The organism is Beutenbergia cavernae DSM 12333 (assembly GCF_000023105.1).
GTDB lineage: Bacteria > Actinomycetota > Actinomycetes > Actinomycetales > Beutenbergiaceae > Beutenbergia > Beutenbergia cavernae.
The window spans coordinates 2,892,759-2,918,983 of record NC_012669.1 but is presented as its reverse complement, the minus strand read 5'-3'; the positions used below and the strand labels follow the sequence as shown (position 1 = coordinate 2,918,983).

Sequence of the window (26,225 nt, the reverse complement as noted above, 5' to 3'; positions counted from 1 at the left end):
GATCATTCGGCGGTCAGGGAGGCACACGTGATCACACGCAGGCAGCTACTCCAGGTCGCGGCCGTCGGCGCGGCCGCAGCATCCCTCCCGCAGGGGCGGGCGCACGCCGCGGGGGGCGAGACCCCGCCGGAGGGAACGCTCACCGATCTCGGCCCGGCCAGCGTGGCGAGCCCGCTCGGCAACGGGGTGTTCGTCGGCGACGTCCTGTACGCCGGCTCGCGCGGCCTGTCACCGAACGTGGTCGGCGCGTACGACCTGGTGCAGGACGCCGTCACGGCACACATCGACATCCCCACCGGGATCGGGATCTGGGCCATGTGTGCCGTGGGCACCGACGTCTACGTCGGCACCCACGCCGAGTCGGACCTGTACCGCCTCGACACGCTCACCGGGACGGCCGTCAAGGTGGGCGACTACCCCGACCACTTCATCTGGACGGCGGCGGCGGCGCCCGACGGCATCGTCTACCTGGGGTGCTCCGAGCCCGGACGGGTGTGGGAGTACGACCCGGCCACCGGCGTGAGCCGGGACCTCGGCGAGCCGGCGCCGGGCGAGCAGTACGTGCGCGGCATCGCCGCCGACGAGCGCTACGTCTACTGCGGCATCGGCTCGAACGCGCACCTGATCGCCATCGACCGCGCCACGGGTGAACGTCGCGAGCTGCTCCCGGCCGAGCTCGCCGACCGGGACTGGGTCTCCTGCCTGTCCGTCTCGGACACCCACGTGGCGGGCGGGATGAACTCGCTCGCCGAGGTCGTCGTCGTGAACAAGGCCGACCCGACCGACCACCTGCTCGTCAAGCTGTCCGCACCGGGCGAGAAGTACGCCGTCGTGGTCCTGCTGCACGAGGGGTACGTCTACGCCGCGGGTCGTCCGTCCGGCACGTTCTACCGCGCCAGCCTGGCGACCGGTGAGGTCGAGGTCCTCGGCGTCCCGTACTTCGAGGCGCTGACCCACCGGCTCCTCGCCCACGAGGGCAAGATCTACGGCATCCAGGACAGCGCCGTCTTCGTCTTCGACCCGGCGACGGGTGCCCTCGAGTACCGCAACCTCGTCGACCGCGGGTTCCGAACGGCTCCCGAGCAGCCGATGTCGGTGCACTCCGACGGGCGGCGCGTCTACGTCGGCGGCAAGAACGGGGCCGACGTCCACGACCTGCGCACGGGCGACGTCACGCACCTCGACATCGCCGGCGAGCCGAAGACGATGCTCACCGTGGGCGGCACCACGTACCTGGGGATCTACACGCAGGCCGCCCTCTACTCGCACCGGGCGCGCGACGAGGACGCCGTCCTCCTCGCGCGCGCCGGTAACCAGCAGGACCGGCCGCGGGACCTCGCGTACGACCCGAGGACCGGCGTGGTGCTCATGGCGACCCAGCCGGAGCCGGGGCACGTCAACGGCGCGCTCTCCTTCTACTCGCCGCGGGAGGGCACGTTCGAGACGCTGCGCCCGGTGGTCGAGCGGCAGACCGTGTACTCGCTCGCGGCGCGCGCCGGCGTCGCCTACCTGGGCACCACCACGCAGGAGGGCCTGGACCTGCCACCTGTCACGCCGACGGCGCGGGTCGCCGCGTTCGACCTGACCGACCGCACCCTGCTGTGGGAGCTCGAGCCGTTCGCGAACGTGCGCACCATCACCAGCCTGAGCCTGGCCGGCCGCTACCTGTACGGGATGGCCAGCAGCGGGGAGGTGTTCGAGGTCGACGTGCGCCGGCGGGAGGTGACGCGCACCGTGCAGGTCGGCGCGAAGGGCAGCGAGCTGTTCGTCGTCGGCGACGTCGCCTACTGCACCGACGGCGACGCGGTCTACAGGCTCGACCTGCGGACCTTCACAGCGACGGCGATCGTCACCGGGCTCGCTGGCGAGTGGTTCGGGGGCGAGCCCAAGCTCGCGCTCGACCCGTCCCGTTCGGCGCTGTTCGGCCTCCACAAGCGGAACCTCGTGCGGATCGACATCGACCCTCGCGCGTGACCCGCACGCCTCCCACCTCGGACAGCAAGGAGCACGTCATGAGCACGCTGCACCGCCGTCGGTTCCTCCAGTACACAGGCGTCGCCGCGCTCGCGGCCGGGGGCTCCGGACTCCTCTCCACGCAGACCGCGCACGCCGGGCCGCGCGATCCGCGGCTGTTCGGCCCCGCCTCGCTGAGCGCGGCGATCGTCGGGATGGCCACGGACGGGGTGACCGCATGGTTCGTCACGCGCGGACAGACGCCGCCGAAGGTCGTGACGTTCGACATCGGCACCCGGGAGGTGACCGACGTCGTCCCGCTCGAACGCGGCGACGGCGCGTGGGCGTGCACGCTCTCCGGGGGCAAGGTCTACATCGGGACGTACTCGTTCGGCGACGTCGTCGAGTACGACCCCGCCACGAGGGTTGCCACCACACTCGGCACGATCGGCCCGGTGGGCACGATCGTCTTCCAGGCGACGACGGCGCCCGACGGCGTCGTGTACCTCGGCACCTATCCGCGCGGTGAGGTCTGGTCGTTCGACCCCGCGACCCGCGAGCTGCGCAACCTCGGCAAGGCGCACCCCGGTTCGCAGTACGCGCGGCTCCTCGTGGCCGACGAGACGTACGTGTACGCAGGCACCATTCCCGGGCGGGTCATGCGGATCGACCGGGTGAGCGGCGAGCGCGTGGACATCCTGCCCGCGGGGACGACCTTGAGCACCGGCCTCGGCGCCCTCGCGGTGGCCGACGGCAAGGTCTACGCCGCCGTGGGTGACGGCGTCATCGAGATCGATCGCGACGGGACGGGCTTCGTCGACCTCCCCGCCCCCGACCAGTACCTCGTCGACTCGCTGGCGATCGGCCCGGACGGCACCCTGACGGCGTTCGGCCGTCGCACGGGAGACGTGCTCCAGCGCCAGGGCGACGCGATGGTCGTGGTCGGCACCGGGCCAGAGGGCGACGAGGGTCGCGGCCTGCACGTGCTCCCGGACGGGACGATCCTCGGGGCGTGCGGCAGCGGGCTCGTCTACACCCTCGACCCAGCGACCGGGGCCCTGGAGGTGAGCGACCTCGTGGACGCCCCGGAGGCCGCGGGACCCGAGCTCCTCCAGTCGCTGAGCCTCGGTCCGGACGGCACGGTCTGCGCCGGTGGCCACTTCTCGATCACCGTGCACGAGCCTCGGCGCGGGACGAGCCGCCGGCACCACGTCGCGGGCGAGCCCAAGGACATGATCCCGTGGCGCGACGGCGTCATCGCCGCGCTCTACCCCAGCACGGAATTGATCCATCTCGACACGGCGCGCGGGAGCATCCGCAGCTTCGGGCGGATCCTGCACGACCAGCAGCGGCCCTGGTCCGTCGTGCGCGACCCGCGCTCCGGGCTCGTGCTCGTCGCGAGCGCCCCCGGGACCGGAGCGCTGCAGGGCGCACTGACGATCCTGGACCCGGTCTCGGGGTCCATGGACGTGCGTACCGACGTCCTGCCCGACCAGGGACTGACGTCGATCGCTCTCGACGGCGCCTACGCGTACGTGGCCGGCGACACCTGGGGCGGAGGAGGGATCACGCCGACCCAGCCCACGAGCCAGGTGGCGGTGGTGGACCTGTCCACGATGGAGGTCGTCGACCGGATCGCACCCGCGCCGAACCATCCGAGCATCCAGAGCATCGCCGTCCTGGACGGCGTGCTGTACCTCTCCTACAAGAGGGTCAGCGGCAACTGGGTCGCATGGGACCTGGCGGCCGAGTCGGTTCTCGCCTCGGGTCAGCTCACGGGGTACGGCGTGATGACGAGCCATCGCGGCCGGGTGTACGCCGGGGCCAACCACGGCGACACCCTGTACCGCGTCGGACCGGGACTCGAGGTGCCGGAGGTGCTGTACCCCGAGATCGGCACCAACTGGTACACGGTGCCGCGACTCGTCCCCAGCGGGCGGGGAGCCACCGCCTGGACGGCGATCCAGCGCGACCTCGCCTACGTCGACCTGCGCGGGGCCTGAGCCGCGGCCGCGAACGGCCTCACCAGATCCGCACGCGGTCCTGCGGGTCGATCCACAGGCCGTCGCCCGGCTGCACGTCGAACGCCTCGGCGAACGCGTCGAGGTTCGCCACGACGCCGTTGCAGCGGAACTCGGGCGGCGAGTGCGGGTCGATCGTCAGCAGCCGGATCACCTCGGCGTCGTGCCCCTTCTCCCGCCACGAGACGGCCCAGGACGCGAACAGCTCCCGCAGCTCGGCCCGGTCGGGACGGCGTCCCAGGGCGATCTCGTACGCGTCGACGGCGATCGCGAGGCCGCCGAGGTCGCCGATGTTCTCGCCGACGGTGAGGCCCCCCGACACGTGGCGGGAGCCGTCGAGCTGGGCGGGGGAGAAGGCGTCGTACTGGGCGACGAGCGCCGCGGTGCGGGTCTCGAACTCCGCGCGGTCCTCAGGGGTCCACCAGTCCGCGAGGCGACCGTCGCCGTCGTACCGGCTGCCCTGGTCGTCGAAGCCGTGCCCGATCTCGTGACCGATGACGGCGCCGATCGAGCCGTAGTTCGCGGCGTCGGCCGCGTCGGGGTCGAAGAACGGCGGCTGCAGGATGGCTGCCGGGAACACGACCTCGTTCATACCGGGGTTGTAGTACGCGTTCACCGTCTGCGGGGGCATGAACCACTCGTCACGGTCGACCGGCCGGCCGATCTTCGCGAGATCGCGGTCCAGCTCGTACGTCGACGCCGCTCGCACGTTCGCGACGACGTCGCCGGGCACCAGCTCGAGGCTGGAGTAGTCGCGCCACCGCACGGGGTAGCCGATCTTCGGCGTGAAGGCCGCGAGCTTCGCCAGCGCGCGCTCCCGCGTGTCCGGACCCATCCAGTCGAGCGACGTGATGGACCGCCGGTACGCCTCCACGAGGTTCGCCACCAGCGTGTCCATGCGCGCCTTGTGGGTCGGCGGGAAGTGGCGCTGCACGTAGATCCTGCCCACGGCCTCGCCGAGGGCGCCCTCGACGAGCGCGACGCCCCGCTTCCACCGCTCGCGCAGCTCCTGCGCGCCGGTCAGCGTCCGCCCGTAGAAGTCGAAGTTCGCCGTCACGATCTCGTCCGTCAGGTACGGCGCGCGCGAGCGCACCACGCGCCACGTCAGCCACTCGCGCCACTGCTCGAGGGGGACGTCGGTCCAGGCCTCGCCGAGCGCGGCGAAGAACGAGGGCTCCCGCAGGACGACGACGTCGAAGGCGTCGGCGGGTACGCGGAGCCCCTCCGCCCAGGCGTCGGCGTCGAACCCGCGCGCGACGTCGGCCAGCTCCGCCCACGCCGTGGGGTTGTGCGTCGCGACGGCGTCCCGGTCGCGCACCCGGTCCCAGTGAGCGGCGGCGAGGCGCGTCTCGAGGTCCATGATCCGGCCGGCGACGGCGTCCGCCTCGGCGTCGGCGGCCACACCGGCGAGCCGGAGCATCCGAGCCACGTGGGCGACGTACGCCTCGCGGGTCGTCGCCTGCTCCTCGGAGCGGTAGTAGGACTCGTCCGGCAGCCCGAGACCCGACTGGTAGAGGTAGGCGCGGTACGCCGTCGGGTCGTCGGCGTCGGTGTCGACCCACATCCCGAGGGCGCCGCCGACGCCGGTGCGCTGCAGCGTGCCCATCGCGCGGGCGAGCGCGGAGCGGTCCGTGGCGTTCTCGATGAGCGCGAGGTCGGGGGCGAGCGGTGCGACCCCGGCCGCCTCGATGGCCTCGGTGTCCATGAACGAGCGGTACAGCGCGGCGATCTTCCGCGCCTCGTCCGCGTCCGGTGCGTCCAGGGTGCCGGCCCCGGACTCCTCGACGATCGCTCGGACGTCGAGCTCCGCCTGGTCCCGCAGGTCGAAGACGACGCCGTCGCGGGCCCGGTCGGCCGGGATCTCGTGGGTGCGCAGCCACGTGCCGTTGACGTGCCGGTACAGGTCGTCCTGGGGCCGGACCGCGGGGTCGGCGGCGGCGGTCGGGTCGTCGGCGGCCGGCGAGGGTGCGGCCTCGGTGGTGGTCATGGTCCGAGCCTAAGGTGCGTCCGGACACCCGTGCGGCCGTGCGGCAGGATGGCCCCATGCGCATCCACATCGCCGCCGACCACGCCGGCTTCGAGCTGAAGTCCGTCCTCGCCGAGCACCTCCGGGCGGCGGGCCACGACGTCGTCGACCACGGCGCCGACGCGTACGACGAGCTCGACGACTACCCGGCGTTCTGTTTCGCCGCCGGCGAGGCCGTCGTCGCCGAGCCGGGCACGCTCGGCATCGTCATCGGGGGCAGCGGGAACGGCGAGCAGATCGCGGCGAACAAGGTGCGGGGCGTGCGCGCCGCCCTCGCCTGGAGCACGACGACGGCGTCTCTCGCGCGGGCGCACAACGATGCGAACGTCGTGGCGATCGGCGCCCGGCAGCACTCGGTGGACGAGGCGATCGAGCTCGTCGAGGCGTTCCTCGCTGAGGCGTTCTCGGGGGACGCGCGCCACCAGCGCCGGATCGACCAGCTCGCGGCGTACGAGACCGCACGCTGAGCGCGGTGGGACGCCGTCGTCCTCACCACACGTGCTCGTCGGCCGGCCCCCTGCGCCGGCCCACGACGGGTATGACACCCCGTAACTGACTCATTCCCGGGTACCCCTCCCGGATCACAGGGTGTGACCTAACTCACAGCGGGCTGGTGTGATCCCGGAGGGCATCCTGGGAATGTCCAGTCAGACCTGCCCTGAGAGTGAGCCCCCCATGTCCGTTCGTTCCGCCCTGCCCGCGTCCCCGAGATCCGCCGGGCGCTCCCGCCTGCGGCGAGCAGCCGCCGTCGTCGGCGCCGCCCTCGCCCTCACCGTCGCGCCGCTCACCGCAACCGCCCAGAGCTCGGCCGCCCCTGCCGACGTCGCGAGCCCGATGTCCCTGAACCAGTGCGCGTCCGGGCGCATGTGCGTCTGGAGCGGCGGCTCGTACACCGGCTCGTTCTGGGGCACGGCCAGCGGAGGCACGATCCCCAGCTACGTCTCGGTCGTGGGCTCGTACTGGAACAACAGCTCGACGAGCGCGTTCCTGTACTCCGGCCGCCTCGGCATGTGCGTGTCGCCCGGCGAGCGCGTCTCGACGGTCTCCGGCTGGCCGCGGCAGGCGGACCGGATCACCGTCTCGTCGTCGCGGCCCTGCTGAGAAACACCGGAGCTTCCCCGTGTCCGCGGCTACCCTGGTCCCCAATCCGAGCGCTCTCGGCGCCGGGAGGATCGCGCGGGCTCGGGGAGGCGTGGTGGACGACTCCGAGTTCGAGGAGCTCGTCGTCGTCCTGCACGCGGCCGTCCATGCGTACGCGGCCAGGCGCACCGACCCGCACACGGCCGACGACGTCGCGGCCGAGACGTTCGCTGCGGTCTGGCGGCGTCGAGCGGCGGCGCCGTCGGACAGCACCGAGCGTCGGGCGTGGGTGTTCGGGTTCGCCCGGCACGTGCTGGCTCACGCGCAGCGTGCGAAGGCGCGGCAGCTGAACCTGGGCGTGCGGATGCACGCGGCGGTGATGGCCGGGCTGCCGATCGTCGAACCCGACGTCGCCGAGCGGGTCGTCGACTCGCACGAGGCGGCGGGCATCCTGCGGCGCCTGAGCCCACGGGACGTCGAGGTCCTCGGGCTGGTGGTCTGGGACGGGCTGTCGCCCGCCGAGGCCGCGGCCGTCCTGGGATGCTCCGTGACCGCGCTGACCACCCGGCTCATGCGGGTGCGTCGCCACATCGCCGCACTGTTGCGCGCTCACGCGTACGACGTCGACCACGACCTGAACGACGAGGACCGCCGCCTGCTGGGCGGGGCGACCGAAGGGGGCCCGGGATGACCGGAACGACCATGGAACGCGCTGCCGACGCCGTCGCCGCGCTGCAGGTGGAGGCGCGCCGCGCCGGCCTGGCGCCGGCGCACACGGCTCCCGGTCGGAGCGAGTCCGCACGGGACCTCGCGCGGAGCATCGTCCGGGGCGAGGTCGCCGCACCGCGGATGCACCGTGCGCCGCTCACGCCGCGGCGGCTCCTGCCCGCCATGGCGGTGGCCGCGGCCGCAGCCGTCGTCGCGGTCGTCGCCCTGCAGCCCCCCGCCCCGGCGCAGGCCGGGCCTCCGCGGCTCGAGTTCGCCGAGGAGGGCGCCGAGCTGAGCCCGGCCTCCGGCGTCGCCCCGCAGGAGGACCTGTCGGTGCTCGCGGCAGCGGCCGACGCCTCGAGCGTTCCCGGCCCGAGCGCCGCCCTCACGGTGCAGGAGATCGTCACGGCCGGCTGGGGCGCACAGGGAGACAGCGAGGCGGAGGAGACGGCATTCGTCACGTCGAGGACGCAGGTGCTCACCGAGGCCGACGGCGCCGTCACCGTGCGCCAGGAGCGCGGCGAGGCACTCACCGAGGACGGCCGCGGGATCGACGCGTCCCGCGCCTGGATCGCCCCCGACGCGGCCACCGACGAGCTTCCCGCCGGGACGATCGACCCGACACTTCTGCAGGGGCTGCCGAGCGAGCCCGCCGCGCTGCGCGCTCGGATGGCCGAGGCGCTCGGGTGCGACGACCCCGCCCTCGAGTCGCCGGCGGCGTGCCTGGCCCAGTCGGTCGAGTACCTGCACACGTTCACCGTGGTACCGGCCGACGTCGAGGCGGGCATGTGGCAGGTGCTCGCCGCGGAGCCCGGGGTCGTCTCTCTGGGCGGCGTCGAGGACCGCGCCGGCCGGGCGGGCATCGGGATCGCCGTCGCGGCGCCCGGCCGGGGCGGTGATACGACCATGACGGTGCTGGTCGGCGACCCGGAGACGGGCACGCTGCTCGGCTCCGAGCACCTCGTCGTCGAGCCCGACGAGGCGTCAGCACCGCGGGTCGTCGAGTTCGTGACGTTCCTGTCGCGGGCCTGGGTGGCCGAGGGAAGCTGAGTCAGCGGCGGTCGCGCAGCGACGTGAGCGCGGCCAGGGCGGCGGCGAGCGGCGCCAGCACGAGCGCCGACGGCGGCACGAGGCCGACGACGAGGACCGCGACGGCGAACCCGGCCGCGGTCAGGAGGGCGCGCCGGTCGTCGCGTGCGTCGTCGGCCTGGGTGAGGCGCGTCTCTCTCGCGCGGGCGTTGTCGCCCTCCCGGCCGGCGTCGTCCAGGAGGCGGCGGGTCGTCGCGGCGCGCACGACCTCCGCCGCGCCGGCCGCGGCGAACCAGCCGGCACCGGCGGCGAGCGGCGCGAGCGGTGCGGGCTCCACCAGCGTGACGAGCAGCCACGCCAGCAGCGGGGCGACGCCGGCAGCGCACATGGCGCTCGTCGCGAGGACCACTCGCGGCGGTCGGCGCCGCGCGATCATCGCTCCGAGGAGGAGACCGAGGACGACCGCGAGCGCCCACGCGACGGCGCTGCCCGCGAGCGTGAGCACCTGCGTGACGAGGTTCCCGTCGCGCAGGCCGAGCACCACGACGACGCCGACGAGCAGGGTCGCGAGAACGGCGCGTGCCCAGCAGCGCCGGGCGAGAGCGGCTCGCCGGGCCTCGACCCGGTCCGCGAAGACCTCGTGGTCGTGCGGCGTGCCGGCGGCGCAGTGCGGGCAGGTCGACGCATCGGGAGCGGGCTCGGCGGGGTGCACAGGAGCGCCCGGCGTCGCGTCAGGAACCGTCACGATCAGCGATGATAAGCCGGTGCCCGCCCCCGACATGTTCGCCGAGTGTGTCCTCGACCTCGCCGCACAGGTGCCGCCGCGGCACGTGAGCACGTACGGACGCCTCGCCGTCCACGCTCGCCTGCGGACCGGCCGCGGGTCGGCGCGGATGGTCGGTCGCGTCATGGCCGAACGCGGCGACGAGGTGCCGTGGTGGCGCATCGTCACCGCGTCGGGAGCGCCGGCCGACCGCGTGGCGGCGCGGGCGCTCGAGCGGCTCCGCGCCGAGGGGACGCCGCTCGTCGGCGACCCGCCCCGGGTCGACCTGGCGCTCGCCCTGTTCACCGGATGGGACGACGGCGCGGCAGCAGAGCCCGGGAGGGGCGAGGATGCCTGAGGGTCACAGCATTCACCGGCTGGCACGCGCGTTCGCGGACGGCTTCACGGGGCAGGTCGTGCGCGTGAGCTCGCCGCAGGGCCGCTTCGAGCGCGGAGCCGAGCTGTTGGACGGGCGGCGCCTCGTCGCGACGGACGCGTGGGGGAAGCAGCTCTTCCTCGGCTTCGCTCCGGCCGAGGCGCCAGAGGACGCCGGGGCCGACCCCGCGACGCTGTGGCTGCGCGTCCACCTGGGCATGTACGGCGCGTGGACGTTCGCGGGCGACGCGCAGTTCACCGGGCCGCACGCCATCGGCGCGCCGCGCGTGCGGATCGCCGAGGAGGAGACCGCCGTCGCGGACGACGGCGAGCCGTCGCCGGCAGGCGAGTGGCGGGTCCCGCCGCCGCGCGGGGCTGTGCGCGCCCGGATCGTCGGCGACCACGGCGTCGCGGATCTCACGGGACCGATGGCGTGCGAGGTGCTCGACGGCGCCGCGGCCGCTCGGGAGCAGGCCAGGCTCGGGCCGGATCCGCTGCGGCCGGACGCCGACCGCGAGGTGTACGTCCGCGCCGTGCGCAGCTCGCCGTCGCCGGTGGGCGTGCTGCTCACGGACCAGACCGTGATCGCCGGCATCGGCAACATCTTCCGGGCCGAGCTGCTGTTCCGGTCGCGGATCTACCCGCGGCGGCCGGGGGCACGGGTCTCCGCCGTCAAGCTGCGGCGCGTGTGGGACGAGGCCGTCGAGCTCATGTCCGCCGCCGCCGACTCCGGCCGGATCGTCACGACCGACGCCGCGGATCGCACTGCCGCCGACGAACGTTGGTACGTGTACCACCGCGACGGCCAGGACTGCCTCAGGTGCGGGTGGACGGTCCGGGCGTACGAGCTCGCTACGCGGCGCGTCTACTGGTGCCCGAACTGCCAGCGGAACCACTGAGGTCTCGCCTCGGCGACGGCCTCACGAGGGGATCGGGGCGTCCTGCACCGAGCGGCCAGCGTCGTCGATGACGCCGGCCTCCTCGGCGTCGTCCGGCTCGGGCGGGGGGCGCAGGGCTGAGAAGACGGCCCAACCGACGCCGAGCACGGGTATCGCGACGATGGCTCCGACGAGCCCGCCGAGCACGGTCCCCGCGCTCACCCCGATCCCGACGACGAACGGGTGGAGCCGGACGTGCTTCCCCATGACGAGCGGGTGCAGCACGTGCCCCTCGACCTGCCCGACGAGGGCAATGCCGATCCCGACGGCGACGGCGTTGCCGAGCCCGTTCGCCGCGAGCGCGACGAGCATCGCCACGACCATGGCCGCCGGAGCGCCGATGAGCGGCACGAACGCGCCGACGAAGATGAGGACGGCGAGGGGGATCGCGAGCGGGACGCCGAGCACCAGGAGGACCACGTAGCCGAGGACGCCGACGCATGCCGCCGTCAGCACCGCTCCCCGGGTGTATCCGCCGAACGATCGCCAGGCGACGTCGCCGGCGGTGCGCCAGGCCGTGCGGACGCGCGGCGGGAGCTGGCCCACGAACCAGGAGAACATGCGGTCGCCGCCGATGAGGAAGCACACGGCGCTGAAGACCCCGAGCGCGACGACCATGAGCGTCACGAGGAAGGTGCCGACCCGGGTCGCCGCGGCCCCGGCGAGCGTGGCGGAGTTCGTCCGCAGCCATCCGACGGCGCCGCTGACCCACCGCTCGACGTCGGCGTCGGTGATCGTCACCGGCAGACCGCCGTCCCGCAGGAGCGCAGCGAGGCCCCGCAGCCCGTCGCCGACACGTTGCACGACGGCGGGCCACTCGCTGGAGATGCCGAGGATCGCGAGGGCGAGCACGGCGGCGAGCGCGGCGACGCCGGTGAGCAGGGCGAGGACGGCGGCGAGCGCAGGGTGCGCGACGCGCCGGTAGCGCTGGGCGAGCGGACGCAGGACGGCGGTGAGGACGAGGCCGATGAACACGGCGACGACCACGAGCCGCAGCTGCACGACGAGCCAGAGCACGACGCCCACCACCGCGGCGGCGAACAGCAGGCGCCAGGACCAGGCCCCGGTCCGGGCGAGCCAGCGCGGCACGAGCGGGGCCTCCGCCTCGTGGGCCGCGGCGGCAGCGGGTGGAGCCGCCGCCGCGTCGGTCGGCGTGGTCACGCGGTCGGGGCCGGACGACCCCCGAAGGCGGCGGCGACCTCGGCGAGGAGCCGCGCGCCGAAGCCCGTCGCACCCTTGGTGCGCCAGGCGTCATCCGTGTCCGAGCGCATCGGGCCGGCGATGTCGACGTGCGCCCAGGGCGTCTCACCCACCCACTCGGCCAGGAACAGCGCCGCCGTGATCGACCCCGCGAACTCTCCGCCGAGGTTCTTGATGTCGGCGATCTCCGAGTCCATCCACGGCCGGTACCGCTCGTCGAGGGGCAGGCGCCAGACGCGCTCGTCCGTTCGGCGTGCCGCGGTCTCGACCTGGCCGACGACGCCGTCGTCGTTCCCGAGGACGGCGGCGGTCAGCGGGCCGAGCGCCGCGAGGGCGGCACCCGTGAGGGTGGCGATGTCGACGATCGCGTCGACGCCGTCCTCGTTCGCGAGCGTGATCGCGTCGGACAGCACGAGGCGGCCCTCGGCGTCGGTGTTGACGACCTCGATCGTGCGGCCGCTGCGCGTGACGAGCACGTCGCCGAGCTTCGTCGCGGAGCCGGACGGCATGTTGTCGGTGCAGGCGAGGTAGGCCGTGACCCGCGAGCGGACCCCGAGGTCGCGCAGCACCGTCATCGTCGCGAGGATCGCGCCGGCGCCGGTCATATCCATCTTCATGGCGGCGTGCATCGCGTTGGACGGCTTGAGGCTGATGCCGCCGGAGTCGTACATGATGCCCTTGCCGACGAGGCCGAGATGGCCCTCGGCCTCGCCGTCAGGTGCGTAAGAGATGCGGATCATCCGCGGCTCGACGACGGACCCCGCGTTCACGCCGAGCAGGCCACCGCAGCCCATCTCCACGAGGGCCGCCTTGTCGTGCACGGTCACCTCGAGGCCCGCGGCCTCGCCGAGACGCACGGCGACGTCGGCCAGGTCCGGCGCGGTCAGCGTGCTTCCGGGCGCACTCGCCAGGTCCCGGGAGATCGCCGCGGCGCGGGCCAGCACGTGGCCGCGCGCGGCACCCTGCTCCGCCTCGGTCACCCGGGCCGGGTCGACGACGAGGACCAGCTCCTCGAGCGCCACGGTGTCGGGCTCGCTGCGCAGCTCGTCGTAGCGGTAGCGCCCGAGGATGGCGCCCTCGACGACGGCGGCCGCGGCGTCGGCTGCCGGGACCGAGGACGGGTCGAGGGTCGTGGCGAGCACCGCCTCCCTGCCGGCGGCCCGAGCGAACGCGGCAGCGGCGTCGCGCAGGTCGGCGGCGCTGGGCTCGTCGCCGGTGCCGACGGCGATCCGGGTCCCGTCCGCGCGCGGGACGACGAGGACCTGTCCTGGCTTGCCGGTGAAGCCCCACTCCGTGAGCGTCTCGCGGGGCAGCCCGACGGCGTCGGGCACGTCGCCCGAGGCCGTCACGCCGACGCCGAGGACGCCTGGGTGGTCGGTGGGCCCGGCGATCACGCGGACTCGCACCGCCGGGACTGCCGTGGCGGACGGGACGAAGTCGAACGACATGAGCTTCCTTCCGGTCGGGACTCGAGCTGAGGGCTAGGTGATCTCGACGGGGGCGTCGGGGCCCCACGGGATGCCGAGCAGGAACCACACGACGTAGAGCACGGTCCAGGTCAGCAGCACGACGACGGTGTACGGCAGCATCAGGGAGATGACGGTTCCCAGACCGGACTTCTTCACGTAGCGCTGCGCGACGGTGACGATGAACGGCAGGTAGACCATGAGCGGCGTGATGACGTTCATCGGCGAGTCGCCCACCCGGTAGGCCGCGAGGAGCGTCTGGGGGGCGACGCCGAGCGTGGCGAAGATCGGCAGGAACACCGGCGCGAAGATCGCCCACTTGGGGATGAGCCCCGGGAGGATGATGTCCAGCAGCAGGATCACGAGGATGAACGCGACCAGCAGCACCAGGGCCGGGACCTGCGCCTGCTCGAGCAGGTGAGCGGCCTCGACGGCCGCCACGGTGGGCAGGTTCGACCAGTTGAACAGCGCGATGAACTGGGCGATCATCAGGAACATCACGAGCAGCCCGCCGAGGGAGCCGAACGTCTTGGCGATGGCGCCGACGGTCTCGTCCCCGCCCTTCAGAGTCCCGGCGCCGCGCCCGAACGCGATCCCGCACAGCAGGAACGCCAGCGAGATGATGAAGATCAGGCTGGCCATGAACGGGGTCGTCCCGATGAGGTCGCCGGTGGCCGGGTCCCGCAGCGGGGCGCCGGGCGGGAGCGACAGCGCGAGCACCCCGACGACGACGGCGAGGGCCGTCCAGCCCGCCCAGCGCAGCCCGCGGGCCTCGGCCGCGGCGTCGAGCTCTTCCGTGGGGGCCACGGCGGTCCCGGCCTGGGACGGGTCGTAGGGGCCGAGGCGCGGCTCGATGAACTTCGTCGTGAGCACCGTCACCACGACCGTGAGCACCAGCGACGACACGATCGAGAAGAAGAAGTTCTGGGTGACGTTGATCGTCTCCATGCCCAGGGTGCCGAGAACGTCGTTGGTGATCTCGGTCAGCATCGAGTCGCTCGGGGTGATGAGCAGGTTGACGCCGAACACCGCGCCGACGGCGGCGAACGCGGCGGCCATCCCCGCGAGCGGGTGCCGCCCGACCGAGGCGTAGGCCGCGGCGGCCAGCGGGATCAGGATGAGGTAGCCGGCGTCGGTCGCGACGGACGAGAGCACGCCCACGAAGACGAGGATGAACGGCAGCACCTTCGGCGACGCCACCTTGACGACGCGCCGGATCAGGGCCCCCATGAGACCCGCCGCCTCGGCGACCCCGACGCCCGCCATCGAGATCAGCACGACGGCGACCACGCCGAAGCCGGCGAAGTTGTCGACGAAGGAGGAGAAGACGAACCTCACGCCCTCGACCGACAGGAGGTTGCGGATCGGGAACTCCTGCTCGACGACGACGAACTCGGGCAGCGTCGCCGGCTCACCCGTGGTCGAGTCGTACAGCGAGTAGATGCCGCCCAGGTGCTCGTTGATCTGCGCGAAGTCGTCGGTGGGCACCGGCACGACCACCTCGTCGGTGACCGACACGCCCAGCCACGACAGGATCGCCGAGAGCACGGCGATGAACCCGATCAGGTAGACGAACAGCAACGTCGGGTTGGGCACCTTGTTGCCCAGGCGCTCGATCCCGTCGAGCATCCGGGCCATGGAACCGGCCTTGGGCGCGTCGACCGTTGCACTCATGCGCTGCTCCTGTCCCACGGCCGCGCGGGTGCGGCTGAACCGCTCGGCAGCCTAGTGGTGCCGGTCACAGCCGCGCGCGCCGACGCCCGCGGATGGACGCCCGGGCCGGTGGCCCTCAGATGAGCAGGGCGGGATCCACGTCCTCGTCGGTCCCGCGGACCCGTCGGACCCTGGCCGGCACCCCGACGGCGACCGTGCCCGCCGGAACGTCCTTGACGACGACGGCGTTCGCGCCGATCTGGGCGTCGTCGCCGATGCGCACGGGACCGAGCACCTTCGCGCCCGCGCCGATGGTGACCCGGTCGCCCACCGTGGGGTGCCGCTTGCCGCGGCTCATCGAGCGACCGCCGAGCGTCGCGCCGTGGAAGAGCACGACGTCCTCACCGACCTCCGCCGTCTCCCCGACGACGACGCCCATCCCGTGGTCGATGAACGCGCGGGCACCGATCCGTGCACCCGGGTGGATCTCGACGCCGGTGAGCGCCCGGGCGAGCTGCGACACCAGACGCGCGGGCAGGCGCAGGGCCACCGACCGCACCCACATGTCGTGCGACAGCCGGTGCGCCCAGAGCGCGTGCACGCCCGGGTACGTCAGCGCGACCTCGAGGAGGCTGCGCGCCGCGGGATCGCGGCGGCGCGCAGCCTCGAGGTCCTCGCGCAACACCTCGAGCAGAGGGCGACGGACGGGCACGGAGGACGCCGGATCAGTCGAGCAGATCGGCGTACAGGATCGTCGACAGGTAGCGCTCCCCGAACGACGGCACGATCACGACGATCGTCTTCCCGGCGCTCTCCGGCCGCGCCGCGACCTGGAGCGCGGCGTCGATCGCTGCACCGGACGAGATGCCGACGAGCAGTCCCTCCTCGCGGGCGGCGCGGCGAGCGACGTCGACGGCGGTCTCCGCGTTGACGTCGATGACCTCGTCGTAGATCGAGGTGTCGAGGATCTCCGGCACGAAGTTGGCGCCGATGCCCTGGATCTTGTGCGGGCCGGGCTGGCCGCCGTTGAGGATGGCCGACTCTGCGGGCTCGACGGCGACGATCCGGATCCCCGGCTTGCGCTCCTTGAGCACCTGGCCGACGCCGGTGATCGTGCCGCCCGTGCCGATGCCGGCGACCACGACGTCGACCTCGCCGTCGGTGTCGTTCCAGATCTCCTCGGCGGTGGTGCGCCGGTGGATCGCGGGGTTCGCCTCGTTGGCGAACTGGCGCGCCAGCACGGCGCCGGGGCGCTCGGCGGCGATCGCCTCGGCGCGATCGACCGCTCCCTTCATGCCCTCCGAGCCGGGCGTGAGGACGAGCTCGGCGCCGTAGGCCCGGAGCAGCGCGCGCCGTTCCTTGCTCATCGTCTCCGGCATCGTGAGGACGACGTCGTAGCCGCGAGCGGCGCCGACCATCGCCAGGGCGATGCCCGTGTTGCCGCTGGTGGCCTCGACGATCGTGCCGCCCGCGGGGAGCGCGCCGGCCGCCTCGGCGGCGTCGACGATCGAGACGCCGATCCGGTCCTTGACGGAGCTCGCGGGGTTGTAGAACTCGAGCTTCGCGAGCACGGTCGCGCCCAGCCCTGCGGTGAGCCGGTTGAGCCGTACGAGCGGGGTGTTGCCGATGAGCGTGGTGACGTCGTCGTAGATCCGGGCCATGGTCCCTCTTCAGGTCGGGTGAGGCGGCCGCGGAGTGGTGGTGGTCGCAGGCCCGCCGCGGCCGGTCGGTCCTGGGATCCGGGACGAGCGCACGGCCAGCCGGCCGGGCGCTCTAACGACAGGAGGCGACGGCCGCGTGCTGGCGAGGGACGGCGGGCACGGCATGCATCGCTGGTCCTCTCGTCGGGGCGTCACGGCGACCCTAGCGCAGCGGAGCGCGCCCGGCCGGTGGTGCCGGGACCAGCGACGGCCAGCCCGCGGGAGGGTCGGCAAGGAACCGCAGGACGCCGACGAGACGGCTGAACGGGCGCGCTGTCCAGTGCCGCTGCTCGCCCCCGGTCACCGGGTGCGGCGCGCGGAGCCGGCCCAGTGCCCACGCGAGGTGCAGGCGGAGCGCCCGCGCCTCCCACGGGGCGTCGTCGCCGGTCATCTCCCGGTACCCGGCGACGACGGCGGGCAGCGCCGGGAGCGGCAGCTTCGCCAGGTCCGTCGCGGGGTCTGCCCACGACGCGTCGCCCCAGTCGAGCAGCGCCGTGAGCGCGGGGGGCGCGCCGTCGGCGAGCAGGTTCTGGGGTGCGACGTCGCCGTGCACGAGCGTCGGCTCGGGCGCCCCGGCGGCGGCCTCCAGGCCGCTCAGGACGCCCTGGAGCCAGGCAGCGCCGTCGTCGTCGAGGAGGCCGTCGGTGACGAGCGACCGCACGAGCGGCGCGGCCGGGCTCCAGGGGTCGTCGGGGACGGCGAACGCACCGTGGCCGAGCTCGTGCCCGAGGGTGTGGACACGCGCGAGCTGACGCCCGGTCTCGCGCAGCACGCCGTCCAGGCGCGCCGCGTCCGGACCGGCCAGGTCGGCGCCGGCGAGGTCGCTGCCCGGCGCACGCCGGACCACGAGAGCGGCCGGGACGTCGTCGTCACCGGCGTCGAACCAGACCAGCGCGGGCGTGCGTACGCCGGCGGCGACGACATGGGGGAGGACCACGGCCTCGGTGGCGAGGTCCCGTGCGCCGGCCGGCGTGCGCGCGATGCGCAGCACGAGGTCGTCGCCGAGGGCGAGGACGTGGTTGGCGGCGCCGGGCGCGAGCGGGTGCGTGGCGGCCGGGGCGCCGACGGCCCGGGCGGCGGTGCCCACGCGTGCGGCGACGACGGCGTCGGGCCAGGCGGCGGGAGGTGCGGCGTCGATGGTCATCGCTGCCTCCGGGGACCTCGGGACCACCTCGTGTCGGAGCGGATGACGGGAATCGAACCCGCACCATCTGCTTGGAAGGCAGAGGCTCTACCATTGAGCTACATCCGCGCGGGGCGTCGCCGCCTCGTGCGTCATGCAGGATACCCGCCGCACCTAGACTCGTGCGACGACGCCGCGAAGCGGCTTCACGGGATGTGGCGCAGGTTGGTAGCGCGTCCGCTTTGGGAGCGGAAGGTCGCAGGTTCGAATCCTGTCATCCCGACCGTGTGTCTGCTCGCGCGAGCGGGCTGGTGCGAGGAGGAATCGCACGGTGGGCGGGAAACGGCGTGTGGTTGGTCCCGCGAAAGGCATCCCAGCGGGGAGCAGAGACACGGTGGGACGGCGATGCCGTCAGCCTGCCTCGAGGGCAGCGGCCAGGCGGTCGAGGGACGCGGCAAGCCGGTCGGGCGTCGTCGCGCGCGCACGCCGCTGCCGGGCCGGCTCCTCCAGGTTCGTCCAGTCGTACGTGTGCGTGACCCGGGTCCCGCCGTCGGGCAGCGGCTCGAGCTCCCAGCGCCACAGGTGACCCGGCGGCGCGGAGCCCACCTCGGAGGGCAGCCAGGCGATGCGCCGGCCCTCGACGAACTCCACGACCTGGTTCTCCCGCGCCTCGCCCATCGTCAGCGTCATCGTGAAGACGTCACCGACGGCGCGCACCCGTTGTCCCGGCGCCGCGACGGCGAGGTTGTCGTTCCCGTCCCACTCCGGTTGGCGGGACGGGTCCGCGATCAGCTCGAAGATCGCCTCGGCCGGGGCGGCGACGTCGCGGCTCGCGCTCGTGATCCGGTTCTCTCCGGCGTCGTCGGTGGCGGTCGGGGTCCGTGGGAGGTCCGTCATCCCTCGACCCTAGTGAGGCGCAGCGCGGGCCGGGGAGGGGGTTGCATCGTGAGCCTCAGCAGGTAACGTCGAGTGCTTTGCACGCGAGAGCAGGGGAGCAGACCGTGCGACGCATCCACGTACCGCACCGAGCAGCGGCGGCCACGACGGCGGCCACCACGACCACCGGCACCCGGCGGAGAGGGCTCGTCGCCGGCGTCGCGCTCGCGACGACGACGGCGCTGCTGGCGCTCGTCCCGTCCGCCGCCGGAGCAGCCGGGAACGGCAACGCGCTCGACGAGGCGGAGCACCACGGCGACGGCGTGTTCCGGATGGAGGTCACGAGCCACGACGCCGGGGTCGAGGGCGTCGCCGCGCGTGACGACGTCGAGCGCGTGGCCTTCGACGACGTGCTGGCGGACCGGACCGGCGAGATGACGAGCTGTGGCGACTCCTGCTGGGAGTGGCCTGCGCACCTCGACGACGCCACCCGCTGGTACCCGCAGGGTCTGGCGGGCAGCAGGGAGTCGCGGTGGGCAGGCGCACCGGACCAGGACGTTCTCGTCTCCTCCTGGTACCGGCGGGCGGCACCGGACGACCACGCGAGCGTCGACTCCACGCTGAAGTTCTTCGCCGCGGACGACGGGCGCTACCGCAACGTCCCGCTGCGCCTGCCGGTGGAGGAGGGCTCGGGCTGGGGCACCGAGCCGCTCGCGATCCACGCCGGCGGCGTCGCCTGGGCGGGGCCGTACCTGTACGTGGCCGCCACCGACGGACTGTTCCGCTTCGACCTGGGCGACGTGATGCGGGACGGGGACGGCTACTTCCTCGTGCCGGACCGCGAGTATCAGGGGATCGACGCCGGACCGTACGGCCAGCCGCGGCTGTCGTCGGTGTCGACGGACTGGAGCGGCGAGCCCGCGCTCGTCTCGGCCGAGTACAACGCGGACAACGTGGCCACCGAGGTCGTCCGGTGGCCGCTGGCCGCCGACGGCGAGCTGGTGACCTCCGACGGCGTCGTGGGCTCGAGCTACAACTTCTGGGTGGACGCCGACTCCTCGATCGACAAGGTCCAGGGGGTCGCCGCCCACGAGGGGCTGTACTTCTTCTCGCAGTCCCCGGGCGAGCTCGACACCGGCCGGGTCGGGACGCAGACGGACCGCAGCACGATCGAGTCCTGGGGCATGACGGGCTCCGACACCGACGTACCCGAGGACCTGTACGCCGTGCCGGGCCAGCGGATGTACGGCCAGACCGAGGAGCGCACGGACCGCCGCGTCTTCTGGCGTGACTGGGCCGACGTCATGCCCTGACCGCGGGTCTCCTGGGACGATCGCGGGATGCGCCGCTTCGAGGTACCCCGCCGCCCGATCGAGCACTACTCGAGCACGGGAGTGCTCATGGAGTTCCTGCCGCGCGTGTCCGGGGGCGACCAGACCCGCGTGCACGTGGCGCACCTCGAGCCCGGCGGGACCCTGGGCGAGCACCCGACGACGAACCGGCAGGTCTTCGCCGTCGTCACCGGCGAGGGTGAGGTGCGGGCCGACGACGGCCCGCGGATCCCGATCGCGGCCGGCCAGCTCGCCATCTGGGAGGCGGGCGAGGTGCACCAGTCCTGGGCGACGACGGCGATGACGGTCGTGCTCGTCGAGACGACCGGTGAGCTGGAGCTCCCGGAGGTGTTCACCCCGCTCGACGGCTGACCGGTCGGCGGACGCGACTGACCCTTGCCAGGGGCGACCTGCCGCGGCTAGCATCGTCGCACCATGACGGTTAACCGCTTAACCACGCGCCCGACGCTCAAGCAGATCGCCGAGCGTGCTGGGGTGTCGACGGCCGCCGTCTCCTACGTCCTCTCCGGGCGGAAGGGCCGCACGCGGCCCGTGTCCGACGAGACTGCGGAACGCGTCCGGCGGGCCGCGGCCGAGCTGGCGTACGTCCCCTCGCACGCCGGTCGCTCGCTCAGCCGGCAGCGCACGGACGTCGTCTGCCTCCTGCGGGACACCGGGTCCACCCCGTGGGTCAACGCGCTCGGCGACTCCCTCACCGATCTCGCTGCCGAGGACGGCCGCCACGTCATCGCGCTGATGGCGTCCCGGCCCGACCACGTCGACCTCGCCGTACAGCTGCTGGTCACCGGGTACGCCGACGGCGTCGTCGTCCACACGCACGAGTTCACGACCGAGCATGCGCAGGCGATCGCCTCGCGCGGGATCCCGCTCGTCGCGTTCTCGGAACAGCTCGTGCCTCACGGGTACGACGTCGTCCGGCACGGCGAGGCGGCGGCGGTCACCTCGGCGATCGATCACCTCGTCGCGTCCGGGCGGCGGTCGGTCGCCCTCTTCGCACACCCGTGGGAGCTCGTGGAGACCGAGCATCCGTCGCGGCTCGCCGCGGCGCGGGCGGCGCTGGAGGCCCACGGCCTCGCCGCGCGCGAGGACTGGATCCTCCCGGTCGCCCACAGCCGGGAGGACTCCCTGGCAGCGGCCCGGGTCCTGCTCACCGGCAACGATCGCCCGGACGCGATCTTCTGCACGTCCGACCGCAGCGCGCTCGCGGCTCTGTGGGCTGCCCAGGCGGACGGCGTCGCCGTCCCGGACGACCTGGCTCTCGTCGGAGTCGGGAACATCGAGGAGGGGGAGCGGGTGCCGCCGGGGCTCACCACCGTGGGCGCCGCCACCACCGACTTCACCGCGATCGCCGCCCGCATCCTCGACCGGCTGGCGGACCGGGGGCCCGGGCTTGAGGAGGTCATCTCCTGGCCGTGGGAGCTCATCGAACGCGGCACCACCTGAGCCCGGACGCCGCCACCGGCGTCCCGCACCACAGTCCAGTCACACCGAAGTGAACGGAGATCTCATGACGACTCGACAGCGCCTCGACCGCACGACCTTCGGCAGCGCCCACCTCTCACGCCGTGGCGTGCTGCGCGGCCTCGGATCCGTGGGCGCGGCGGGGACGCTCGGCGCACTCGGTGCCGCGTGCTCGGCCAACGCCCCACAGGGCGGTTCGGGCGAAGGCGGCGGTGGTGGGAGCGCCACGCTGCAGGTGTACTGGAACGCCGGGCACGCGTACGCGGCCTACGAGGACCTCATCGCCGCGTTCGAGGACGAGCACGACGTCACGGTCAACCTCCAGGTCTTCCAGTGGGACGACATGCGGACCCGACTCATGGCGGACCTGCAGGCCGGTACCGTGCCGGATCTCGTCGAGGAGCCGGGCGGCTGGGTGCAGGAGTTCGCCCTCACCGGCGACGCCCTGCCGCTCACCGACTACCTCGCCTCCGACGGCGAAGCCATGGGCTTCCCCGGGGACTGGCACCCGTTCACCGTCGAACGCAACAGCCTCGACGGCGTCGTCTACGGCATCCAGCTGCACCTCACGTGCGTCCTCCCGTTCTACAACGTCTCGATGTTCGACGACGCGGGGATCACGGCACCGCCGACGACGTGGGAGGAGTTCCTCGCGTGCGCGCAGGAGCTCACCACTGGCGACGTCTACGGCTTCGCGGCCAATCAGGACCCGAGCTACGCCAACCCGTGGTTCACGCAGAACGACGTCCTGCTCTGGGACGACGCCGCCGCGCTCGCGCTGTCGCCCACGGATGCGGCGGTCGAGGCGCTGCGGTTCCAGGGTGACCTCATCCACCGGCACCAGGTCGCCCCGATCCCCAGCAACACGGGAGACTACTCGGGCCCCCAGAAGCTCTTCTCCGCAGGGCGTGCGGCGATGATCCTGACCGGCCCCTGGGACCTCGAGCCCATCCGGACCGGCAGCCCCGATCTGGAGTACGCCATCATCCCGGCGCTCACCGGTGCCGTCCAGGCCACGAACTCCGGCGGCACGTCCATGTTCATCCCGACGAACGCCGCGAACCCCGACCTGGCCTGGCAGCTCATGGTGGCGCTCACGGCACTGGATACGGAACTCGCCGCTACCGAGGAGTCGGCGATGTGCATGCCGCGCATCTCCTGGGGCGAGGACGCGGCCGTGCAGGGAAACGAGCTCGTGGCGCCGTTCGCGACGGCGATGCCGTACGCCGTCGACTTCAGCGCCGACTCGCGTCTCACGGGCAAGAACGCGGACTTCACCGAGAACTTCGCAACGATGTACCAGTCGGTCGCCTTCCAGGACGCCGACGCCGCTGCCGCCGTCGCCACCTTCCAGGACGCGATGACCCAGGTGATGGCGCGGTGACGGCGTCGCTCACGGCGGCTCGCGATGCGCCGCCGGCGCAGCCGCCCGCGCCGCGATCGGGTGGTCTGACCCGTCGCACGGGGCGGTACGGCCTGATCTTCCTCGCCCCCGCGATCGCGTTCTTCGCGCTGTTGTTCTACTACCCGATGGTGAAGCAGCTGTGGATCTCCTTCTTCACCGGGCCGTACGCGGACCAGTGGGTGGGGCTGGCCAACTACACGCGCGCGTTCACCGATCCCGCTGTCCGGCACTCCTTCCTCGTCACACTCGCCTTCGCCGTGCTGGTCATGGTCCCGGCGATCCTCGGCGGGCTGGCGCTCGCGCTGCTGGTCAACCTCCCGCTCCGGGGCCTCGTGGTCTTCCGGACGCTCATCCTGGTGCCGTACGTGACGTCGATCGTCATCGTCGGCCTGCTGTGGAAGAACATCCTCGACCCGCAGGTCGGGATCCTCAACGCCGTCCTGCGCGACCTCGGACTGCCACCGCAGAACTTCCTCGCCGAGCAGCCGCTGCTGACCATCGCGGCGGTCACCGTCTGGCAGGCGCTCGGCTACAACATGGTGCTGTTCCTTGCCGGGCTCCAGGGCATCCCGGCCACCTACCTCGAGGCCGCCCGCGTCGACGGGGCGTCGGCCTGGCAACGGTTCGTCCGGATCACCGTGCCGCTGCTCGCCCCGACCACGGTGTTCGTCTCGATCATGGCGGTGATCTCGAGCCTCCAGGCGTTCGGCCAGGCCTACGTCATCACCGGTGGCGGCCCCGCCAACGCGACCGATCTGTTCGTGTTCCACGTGTTCAGCGTGGCCTTCGACTTCCGCGACCTCGGGTACTCCGCCGCGCTGTCCTTCCTCATGTTCGGGCTGATCCTGTGCCTCACGATCGCCCAGCTCGCCCTCAACCGGAGGGCCGAGCGGTGAGGCTCGAGCTCTCCCGCCCAGGCCGGACCTGGGGATACGTCGGCCTCGTCGCTATCTCCCTCGTCGCCCTGGTGCCGTTCCTGTACATGGTGTCTCTGTCGTTGCAGTCCGACGGGGAGACGCTCTCGGGTACACCTGTCCTGATCCCCGAGGTCCTGAATGTCGACAACTACGTGCGCATGTGGGAGGCGGCGCCGTTCGGACGGTTCTTCCTCAACTCGCTCGTCGTCGCGATCACGATCACGGCGTGCCACCTGCTGTTCGACTCGGTGGCCGGGTACGCCTTCGCGAAGTACCGGTTCCGCGGGCGCGGGCTCATGCTGACCGCCGTGCTCGGGACGCTGATGATCCCGTTCTTCGTGCGGATGATCCCGCTGTACGTCGAGTTCGCGAACCTCGGCCTGCTCAACTCCTACGCCGGCCTGGTGCTGCCGTTCGTGATGGACGGCTTCGGGATCTTCCTCATGCGGCAGTTCATCGCACCGCTGCCGGACGAGCTCATCGAGGCGGCACGGCTCGACGGTGCGTCGGAGCTCCGCATCTTCTTCCGGATCATCCTCCCGCAGACGACGCCGGCGCTCGCGGCACTGGGCGTCTTCACGTTCGTGTTCCAGTGGAACGAGTTCCTCTGGCCGCTCGTGGCCATCTCCGAGCCCGACATGCGCACCCTGCCGCTCGGGCTCACCGTCTTCACGCGGGAGTTCTTCACGCAGTGGAACCTCACGGCCGCCGCCTCGGTCCTCATGTTCGTCCCCACCGTCATCCTGTTCATGGTCGCGCAGCGCTACTTCGTTCGCGGCATCGCCCTCAGCGGCCTGAAGTAGCACCAAGGAGCCACATGACCGACCAGCGTCCCAACGTCGTCGTCCTCTTCTCGGACCAGCAGCGCGCCGACACGACCGGGATGGCCCACAACCCCGCCGACGTCACCTGGAACTTCGACCGGATGGCGACGCACGGCACGTGGAGCCCGTACGCGTTCACGGTCCAGCCGCTGTGCGCGCCGTCGCGCGCCGCGGTGCTCACGGGCACCTACCCGACGACGAACGGCGTGCACCGCAACGGGCTGCCGCTCACCGAGGACGTGCCGACGATGGGCCGGCTGTTCCGGGACGCGGGGTACGAGACGTTCTACGTGGGGAAGTGGCACCTGGCCGATGCCGACCCGGTGCCCCGGCACCAGCAGGGCGGGTTCGAGCACTGGCTCGGCGCGAACCTGCTCGAGTTCAGCGAGGACGCCTTCCACACGCGGGTCTTCGACGCCGACGGCGCGCCGCACGACCTGCCCGGGTACCGGTCCGACGCGCTCATCGACGCCGTCATCCGCTTCGTCACGAAGGATCGCGACCCGGACCGCCCGTTCTTCGTCTTCTGCTCGGTGCTCGAGCCGCACCACCAGAACGAGGTCGATGCGTACCTGGCCCCGGACGCCTACGCCGAGCGGTACCAGGGCGTGTGGCAGCCCGCGGACCTGGTGGGCGCGGGGTCGACGGCGCCGCGGCACCTCGCCGGGTATCTCGGCCAGGTCAAGCGCGTCGACGAGGGACTGGGCCGGCTGCTCGACGCGCTGCGCTCCGTGGGCGAGTACGACGACACGGTCGTCGTGCAGACCTCCGACCACGGGTGCCACTTCAAGACCCGGAACAACGAGTACAAGCGCTCCGGGCACGCGGCGTCCACGCACGTGCCGCTCGCGTTCCGCGGGCCGTGCTTCGACGGCGGCGGCCGGGTCGAGGAGCTGTGCACGCTCCTGGACGTGGCGCCGACGCTGCTCGACGCCGCGGGCATCGACCGCCCCGCGCACCTGCAGGGCAGGTCGATCCTCGACGTGCTCCGCACCCGCGGCACGCGCGCGGACCCGGGCTGGCGCGAGGACGTGTACATCCAGGTCAGCGAGTCGCAGGTGGGCAGGACGCTCCGGACCGCGCGATGGAGCTACGGCATCGAGGCGCCCGGCGCGCACGCCCGGGACGACGCCGGCTCGGACACGTACGTCGAGTCGTACCTGTACGACGTCGCCAACGATCCCGCGGAACAGGTCAACCTCATCGCGTCGCAGCCGCACCGCGTCGTCGCGGACGAGCTGAGGGAGCGGATCGTCGCCGCGGCGACCGACGCGGGGGAGCAGCCGTACGCCGTCGAGGCCTTCCCGCCCCCGTACGGTGCGCCGTTCGGTCCGTGAACTCCTCGGCGCGGCTCG

At 72.9% G+C, this 26,225-nt stretch carries 24 protein-coding genes and 2 tRNA genes; 16 read left to right on the top strand and 10 right to left on the bottom strand.

All coding sequences use genetic code 11. The features are described from left to right. The first annotated feature begins 27 nt into the window (after nucleotides 1-27). Complete coding sequence (locus BCAV_RS13210) at nucleotides 28-1,974, top strand: outer membrane protein assembly factor BamB family protein (RefSeq protein WP_015883108.1); 1,947 nt, start codon at nucleotides 28-30, stop codon at nucleotides 1,972-1,974. 38 nt (nucleotides 1,975-2,012) lie between these two features. Further along, nucleotides 2,013-3,956 carry a PQQ-binding-like beta-propeller repeat protein gene (locus BCAV_RS13205; protein ID WP_015883107.1) on the top strand — a complete coding sequence of 648 codons (1,944 nt, stop codon included), beginning with the start codon at nucleotides 2,013-2,015 and terminating at the stop codon, nucleotides 3,954-3,956. Between the two features lie 19 nt (nucleotides 3,957-3,975). Here BCAV_RS13205 and BCAV_RS13200 read toward each other — a convergent pair whose 3' ends face one another. Further along, complete coding sequence (locus BCAV_RS13200) at nucleotides 3,976-5,961, bottom strand: M13 family metallopeptidase (RefSeq protein ID WP_015883106.1); 1,986 nt, start codon at nucleotides 5,959-5,961, stop codon at nucleotides 3,976-3,978. 56 nt (nucleotides 5,962-6,017) lie between these two features. On the opposite strand from BCAV_RS13200, the gene BCAV_RS13195 reads away from it, so the two are divergent. From BCAV_RS13195 to BCAV_RS13180, 4 genes are all read left to right on the top strand, one after another. Continuing rightward, complete coding sequence (locus BCAV_RS13195) at nucleotides 6,018-6,467, top strand: ribose-5-phosphate isomerase (RefSeq protein WP_015883105.1); 450 nt, start codon at nucleotides 6,018-6,020, stop codon at nucleotides 6,465-6,467. A gap of 208 nt (nucleotides 6,468-6,675) precedes the next feature. Further along, complete coding sequence (locus BCAV_RS13190; protein WP_015883104.1) at nucleotides 6,676-7,101, top strand: peptidase inhibitor family I36 protein; 426 nt, start codon at nucleotides 6,676-6,678, stop codon at nucleotides 7,099-7,101. A 94-nt stretch (nucleotides 7,102-7,195) separates the two neighbouring features. Next, nucleotides 7,196-7,771: an RNA polymerase sigma factor gene (locus BCAV_RS13185; RefSeq protein ID WP_015883103.1), complete on the top strand. Its 576-nt coding sequence runs from the start codon at nucleotides 7,196-7,198 to the stop codon at nucleotides 7,769-7,771. Then, entirely contained in the window at nucleotides 7,768-8,838 is a 1,071-nt protein-coding gene (locus tag BCAV_RS13180) for a CU044_5270 family protein (protein WP_015883102.1), read from the top strand. The genes BCAV_RS13185 and BCAV_RS13180 overlap by 4 nt, the downstream gene beginning before the upstream one ends. Before the next feature lies 1 nt (nucleotide 8,839). Here the strand turns inward: BCAV_RS13180 and BCAV_RS22980 are convergent, their stop codons facing one another. Continuing rightward, entirely contained in the window at nucleotides 8,840-9,562 is a 723-nt protein-coding gene (locus BCAV_RS22980) for a hypothetical protein (RefSeq protein ID WP_187292817.1), read from the bottom strand. 19 nt (nucleotides 9,563-9,581) lie between these two features. Here BCAV_RS22980 and BCAV_RS13170 point away from each other — a divergent pair, with 19 nt between their 5' ends. Beyond that, entirely contained in the window at nucleotides 9,582-9,938 is a 357-nt protein-coding gene (locus tag BCAV_RS13170) for an MGMT family protein (protein ID WP_245528842.1), read from the top strand. Further along, nucleotides 9,931-10,854 (top strand): Fpg/Nei family DNA glycosylase, encoded by a 924-nt coding sequence (locus BCAV_RS13165; RefSeq protein WP_015883099.1) that lies wholly within the window; start codon nucleotides 9,931-9,933, stop codon nucleotides 10,852-10,854. Before BCAV_RS13170 ends, BCAV_RS13165 begins: the two co-directional genes overlap by 8 nt. 21 nt (nucleotides 10,855-10,875) lie before the next feature. On the opposite strand, the gene BCAV_RS13160 is transcribed toward BCAV_RS13165, so the two are convergent. From BCAV_RS13160 to BCAV_RS13130, 7 genes are all read right to left on the bottom strand, one after another. Then, a complete protein-coding gene (locus tag BCAV_RS13160) occupies nucleotides 10,876-12,054 on the bottom strand; it encodes an AI-2E family transporter (protein WP_015883098.1) in 1,179 nt (392 codons plus the stop codon). Continuing rightward, nucleotides 12,051-13,541 (bottom strand): leucyl aminopeptidase, encoded by a 1,491-nt coding sequence (locus BCAV_RS13155; protein WP_015883097.1) that lies wholly within the window; start codon nucleotides 13,539-13,541, stop codon nucleotides 12,051-12,053. Before BCAV_RS13155 ends, BCAV_RS13160 begins: the two co-directional genes overlap by 4 nt. Nucleotides 13,542-13,574: 33 nt before the next feature. After that, nucleotides 13,575-15,233, bottom strand: coding sequence for an AbgT family transporter (locus BCAV_RS13150; protein WP_015883096.1), 1,659 nt, complete (start codon nucleotides 15,231-15,233; stop codon nucleotides 13,575-13,577). Between the two features lie 115 nt (nucleotides 15,234-15,348). Then, nucleotides 15,349-15,924 (bottom strand): serine O-acetyltransferase EpsC, encoded by a 576-nt coding sequence (gene epsC / locus BCAV_RS13145; protein WP_015883095.1) that lies wholly within the window; start codon nucleotides 15,922-15,924, stop codon nucleotides 15,349-15,351. Nucleotides 15,925-15,937: 13 nt separating this feature from the next. Next, nucleotides 15,938-16,873: a cysteine synthase A gene (gene cysK / locus BCAV_RS13140; RefSeq protein WP_015883094.1), complete on the bottom strand. Its 936-nt coding sequence runs from the start codon at nucleotides 16,871-16,873 to the stop codon at nucleotides 15,938-15,940. A 202-nt stretch (nucleotides 16,874-17,075) separates the two neighbouring features. Next, nucleotides 17,076-18,056 carry a phosphotransferase family protein gene (locus tag BCAV_RS13135; RefSeq protein WP_015883093.1) on the bottom strand — a complete coding sequence of 327 codons (981 nt, stop codon included), beginning with the start codon at nucleotides 18,054-18,056 and terminating at the stop codon, nucleotides 17,076-17,078. A gap of 37 nt (nucleotides 18,057-18,093) precedes the next feature. Further along, a tRNA-Gly gene (locus tag BCAV_RS13130) sits at nucleotides 18,094-18,164 on the bottom strand. Between the two features lie 80 nt (nucleotides 18,165-18,244). Between BCAV_RS13130 and BCAV_RS13125 the strand changes: the two genes are divergently transcribed. Then, nucleotides 18,245-18,318: transfer RNA gene (locus BCAV_RS13125), tRNA-Pro, on the top strand. Nucleotides 18,319-18,446: 128 nt separating this feature from the next. On the opposite strand, the gene BCAV_RS13120 is transcribed toward BCAV_RS13125, so the two are convergent. Then, entirely contained in the window at nucleotides 18,447-18,932 is a 486-nt protein-coding gene (locus BCAV_RS13120) for an SRPBCC family protein (protein ID WP_015883092.1), read from the bottom strand. 104 nt (nucleotides 18,933-19,036) lie between these two features. On the opposite strand from BCAV_RS13120, the gene BCAV_RS13115 reads away from it, so the two are divergent. The 7 genes from BCAV_RS13115 (at nucleotide 19,037) to BCAV_RS13085 (ending at nucleotide 26,207) form a co-directional block, all read left to right on the top strand. Continuing rightward, nucleotides 19,037-20,224 (top strand): hypothetical protein, encoded by a 1,188-nt coding sequence (locus BCAV_RS13115; RefSeq protein WP_015883091.1) that lies wholly within the window; start codon nucleotides 19,037-19,039, stop codon nucleotides 20,222-20,224. Nucleotides 20,225-20,251: 27 nt separating this feature from the next. After that, nucleotides 20,252-20,614: a cupin domain-containing protein gene (locus BCAV_RS13110; RefSeq protein ID WP_015883090.1), complete on the top strand. Its 363-nt coding sequence runs from the start codon at nucleotides 20,252-20,254 to the stop codon at nucleotides 20,612-20,614. Between the two features lie 63 nt (nucleotides 20,615-20,677). Then, a complete protein-coding gene (locus tag BCAV_RS13105; RefSeq protein ID WP_015883089.1) occupies nucleotides 20,678-21,706 on the top strand; it encodes a LacI family DNA-binding transcriptional regulator in 1,029 nt (342 codons plus the stop codon). Nucleotides 21,707-21,770: 64 nt separating this feature from the next. Further along, complete coding sequence (locus BCAV_RS13100; RefSeq protein ID WP_015883088.1) at nucleotides 21,771-23,108, top strand: sugar ABC transporter substrate-binding protein; 1,338 nt, start codon at nucleotides 21,771-21,773, stop codon at nucleotides 23,106-23,108. Next, nucleotides 23,105-24,025, top strand: coding sequence for a carbohydrate ABC transporter permease (locus BCAV_RS13095; protein WP_015883087.1), 921 nt, complete (start codon nucleotides 23,105-23,107; stop codon nucleotides 24,023-24,025). The genes BCAV_RS13100 and BCAV_RS13095 overlap by 4 nt, the downstream gene beginning before the upstream one ends. After that, nucleotides 24,022-24,849, top strand: coding sequence for a carbohydrate ABC transporter permease (locus tag BCAV_RS13090; protein WP_015883086.1), 828 nt, complete (start codon nucleotides 24,022-24,024; stop codon nucleotides 24,847-24,849). The genes BCAV_RS13095 and BCAV_RS13090 overlap by 4 nt, the downstream gene beginning before the upstream one ends. Before the next feature lie 14 nt (nucleotides 24,850-24,863). After that, on the top strand, nucleotides 24,864-26,207 hold the full coding sequence (locus tag BCAV_RS13085; protein WP_015883085.1) for a sulfatase-like hydrolase/transferase: 1,344 nt from the start codon (nucleotides 24,864-24,866) through the stop codon (nucleotides 26,205-26,207). The last annotated feature ends 18 nt before the right edge of the window (nucleotides 26,208-26,225 follow it).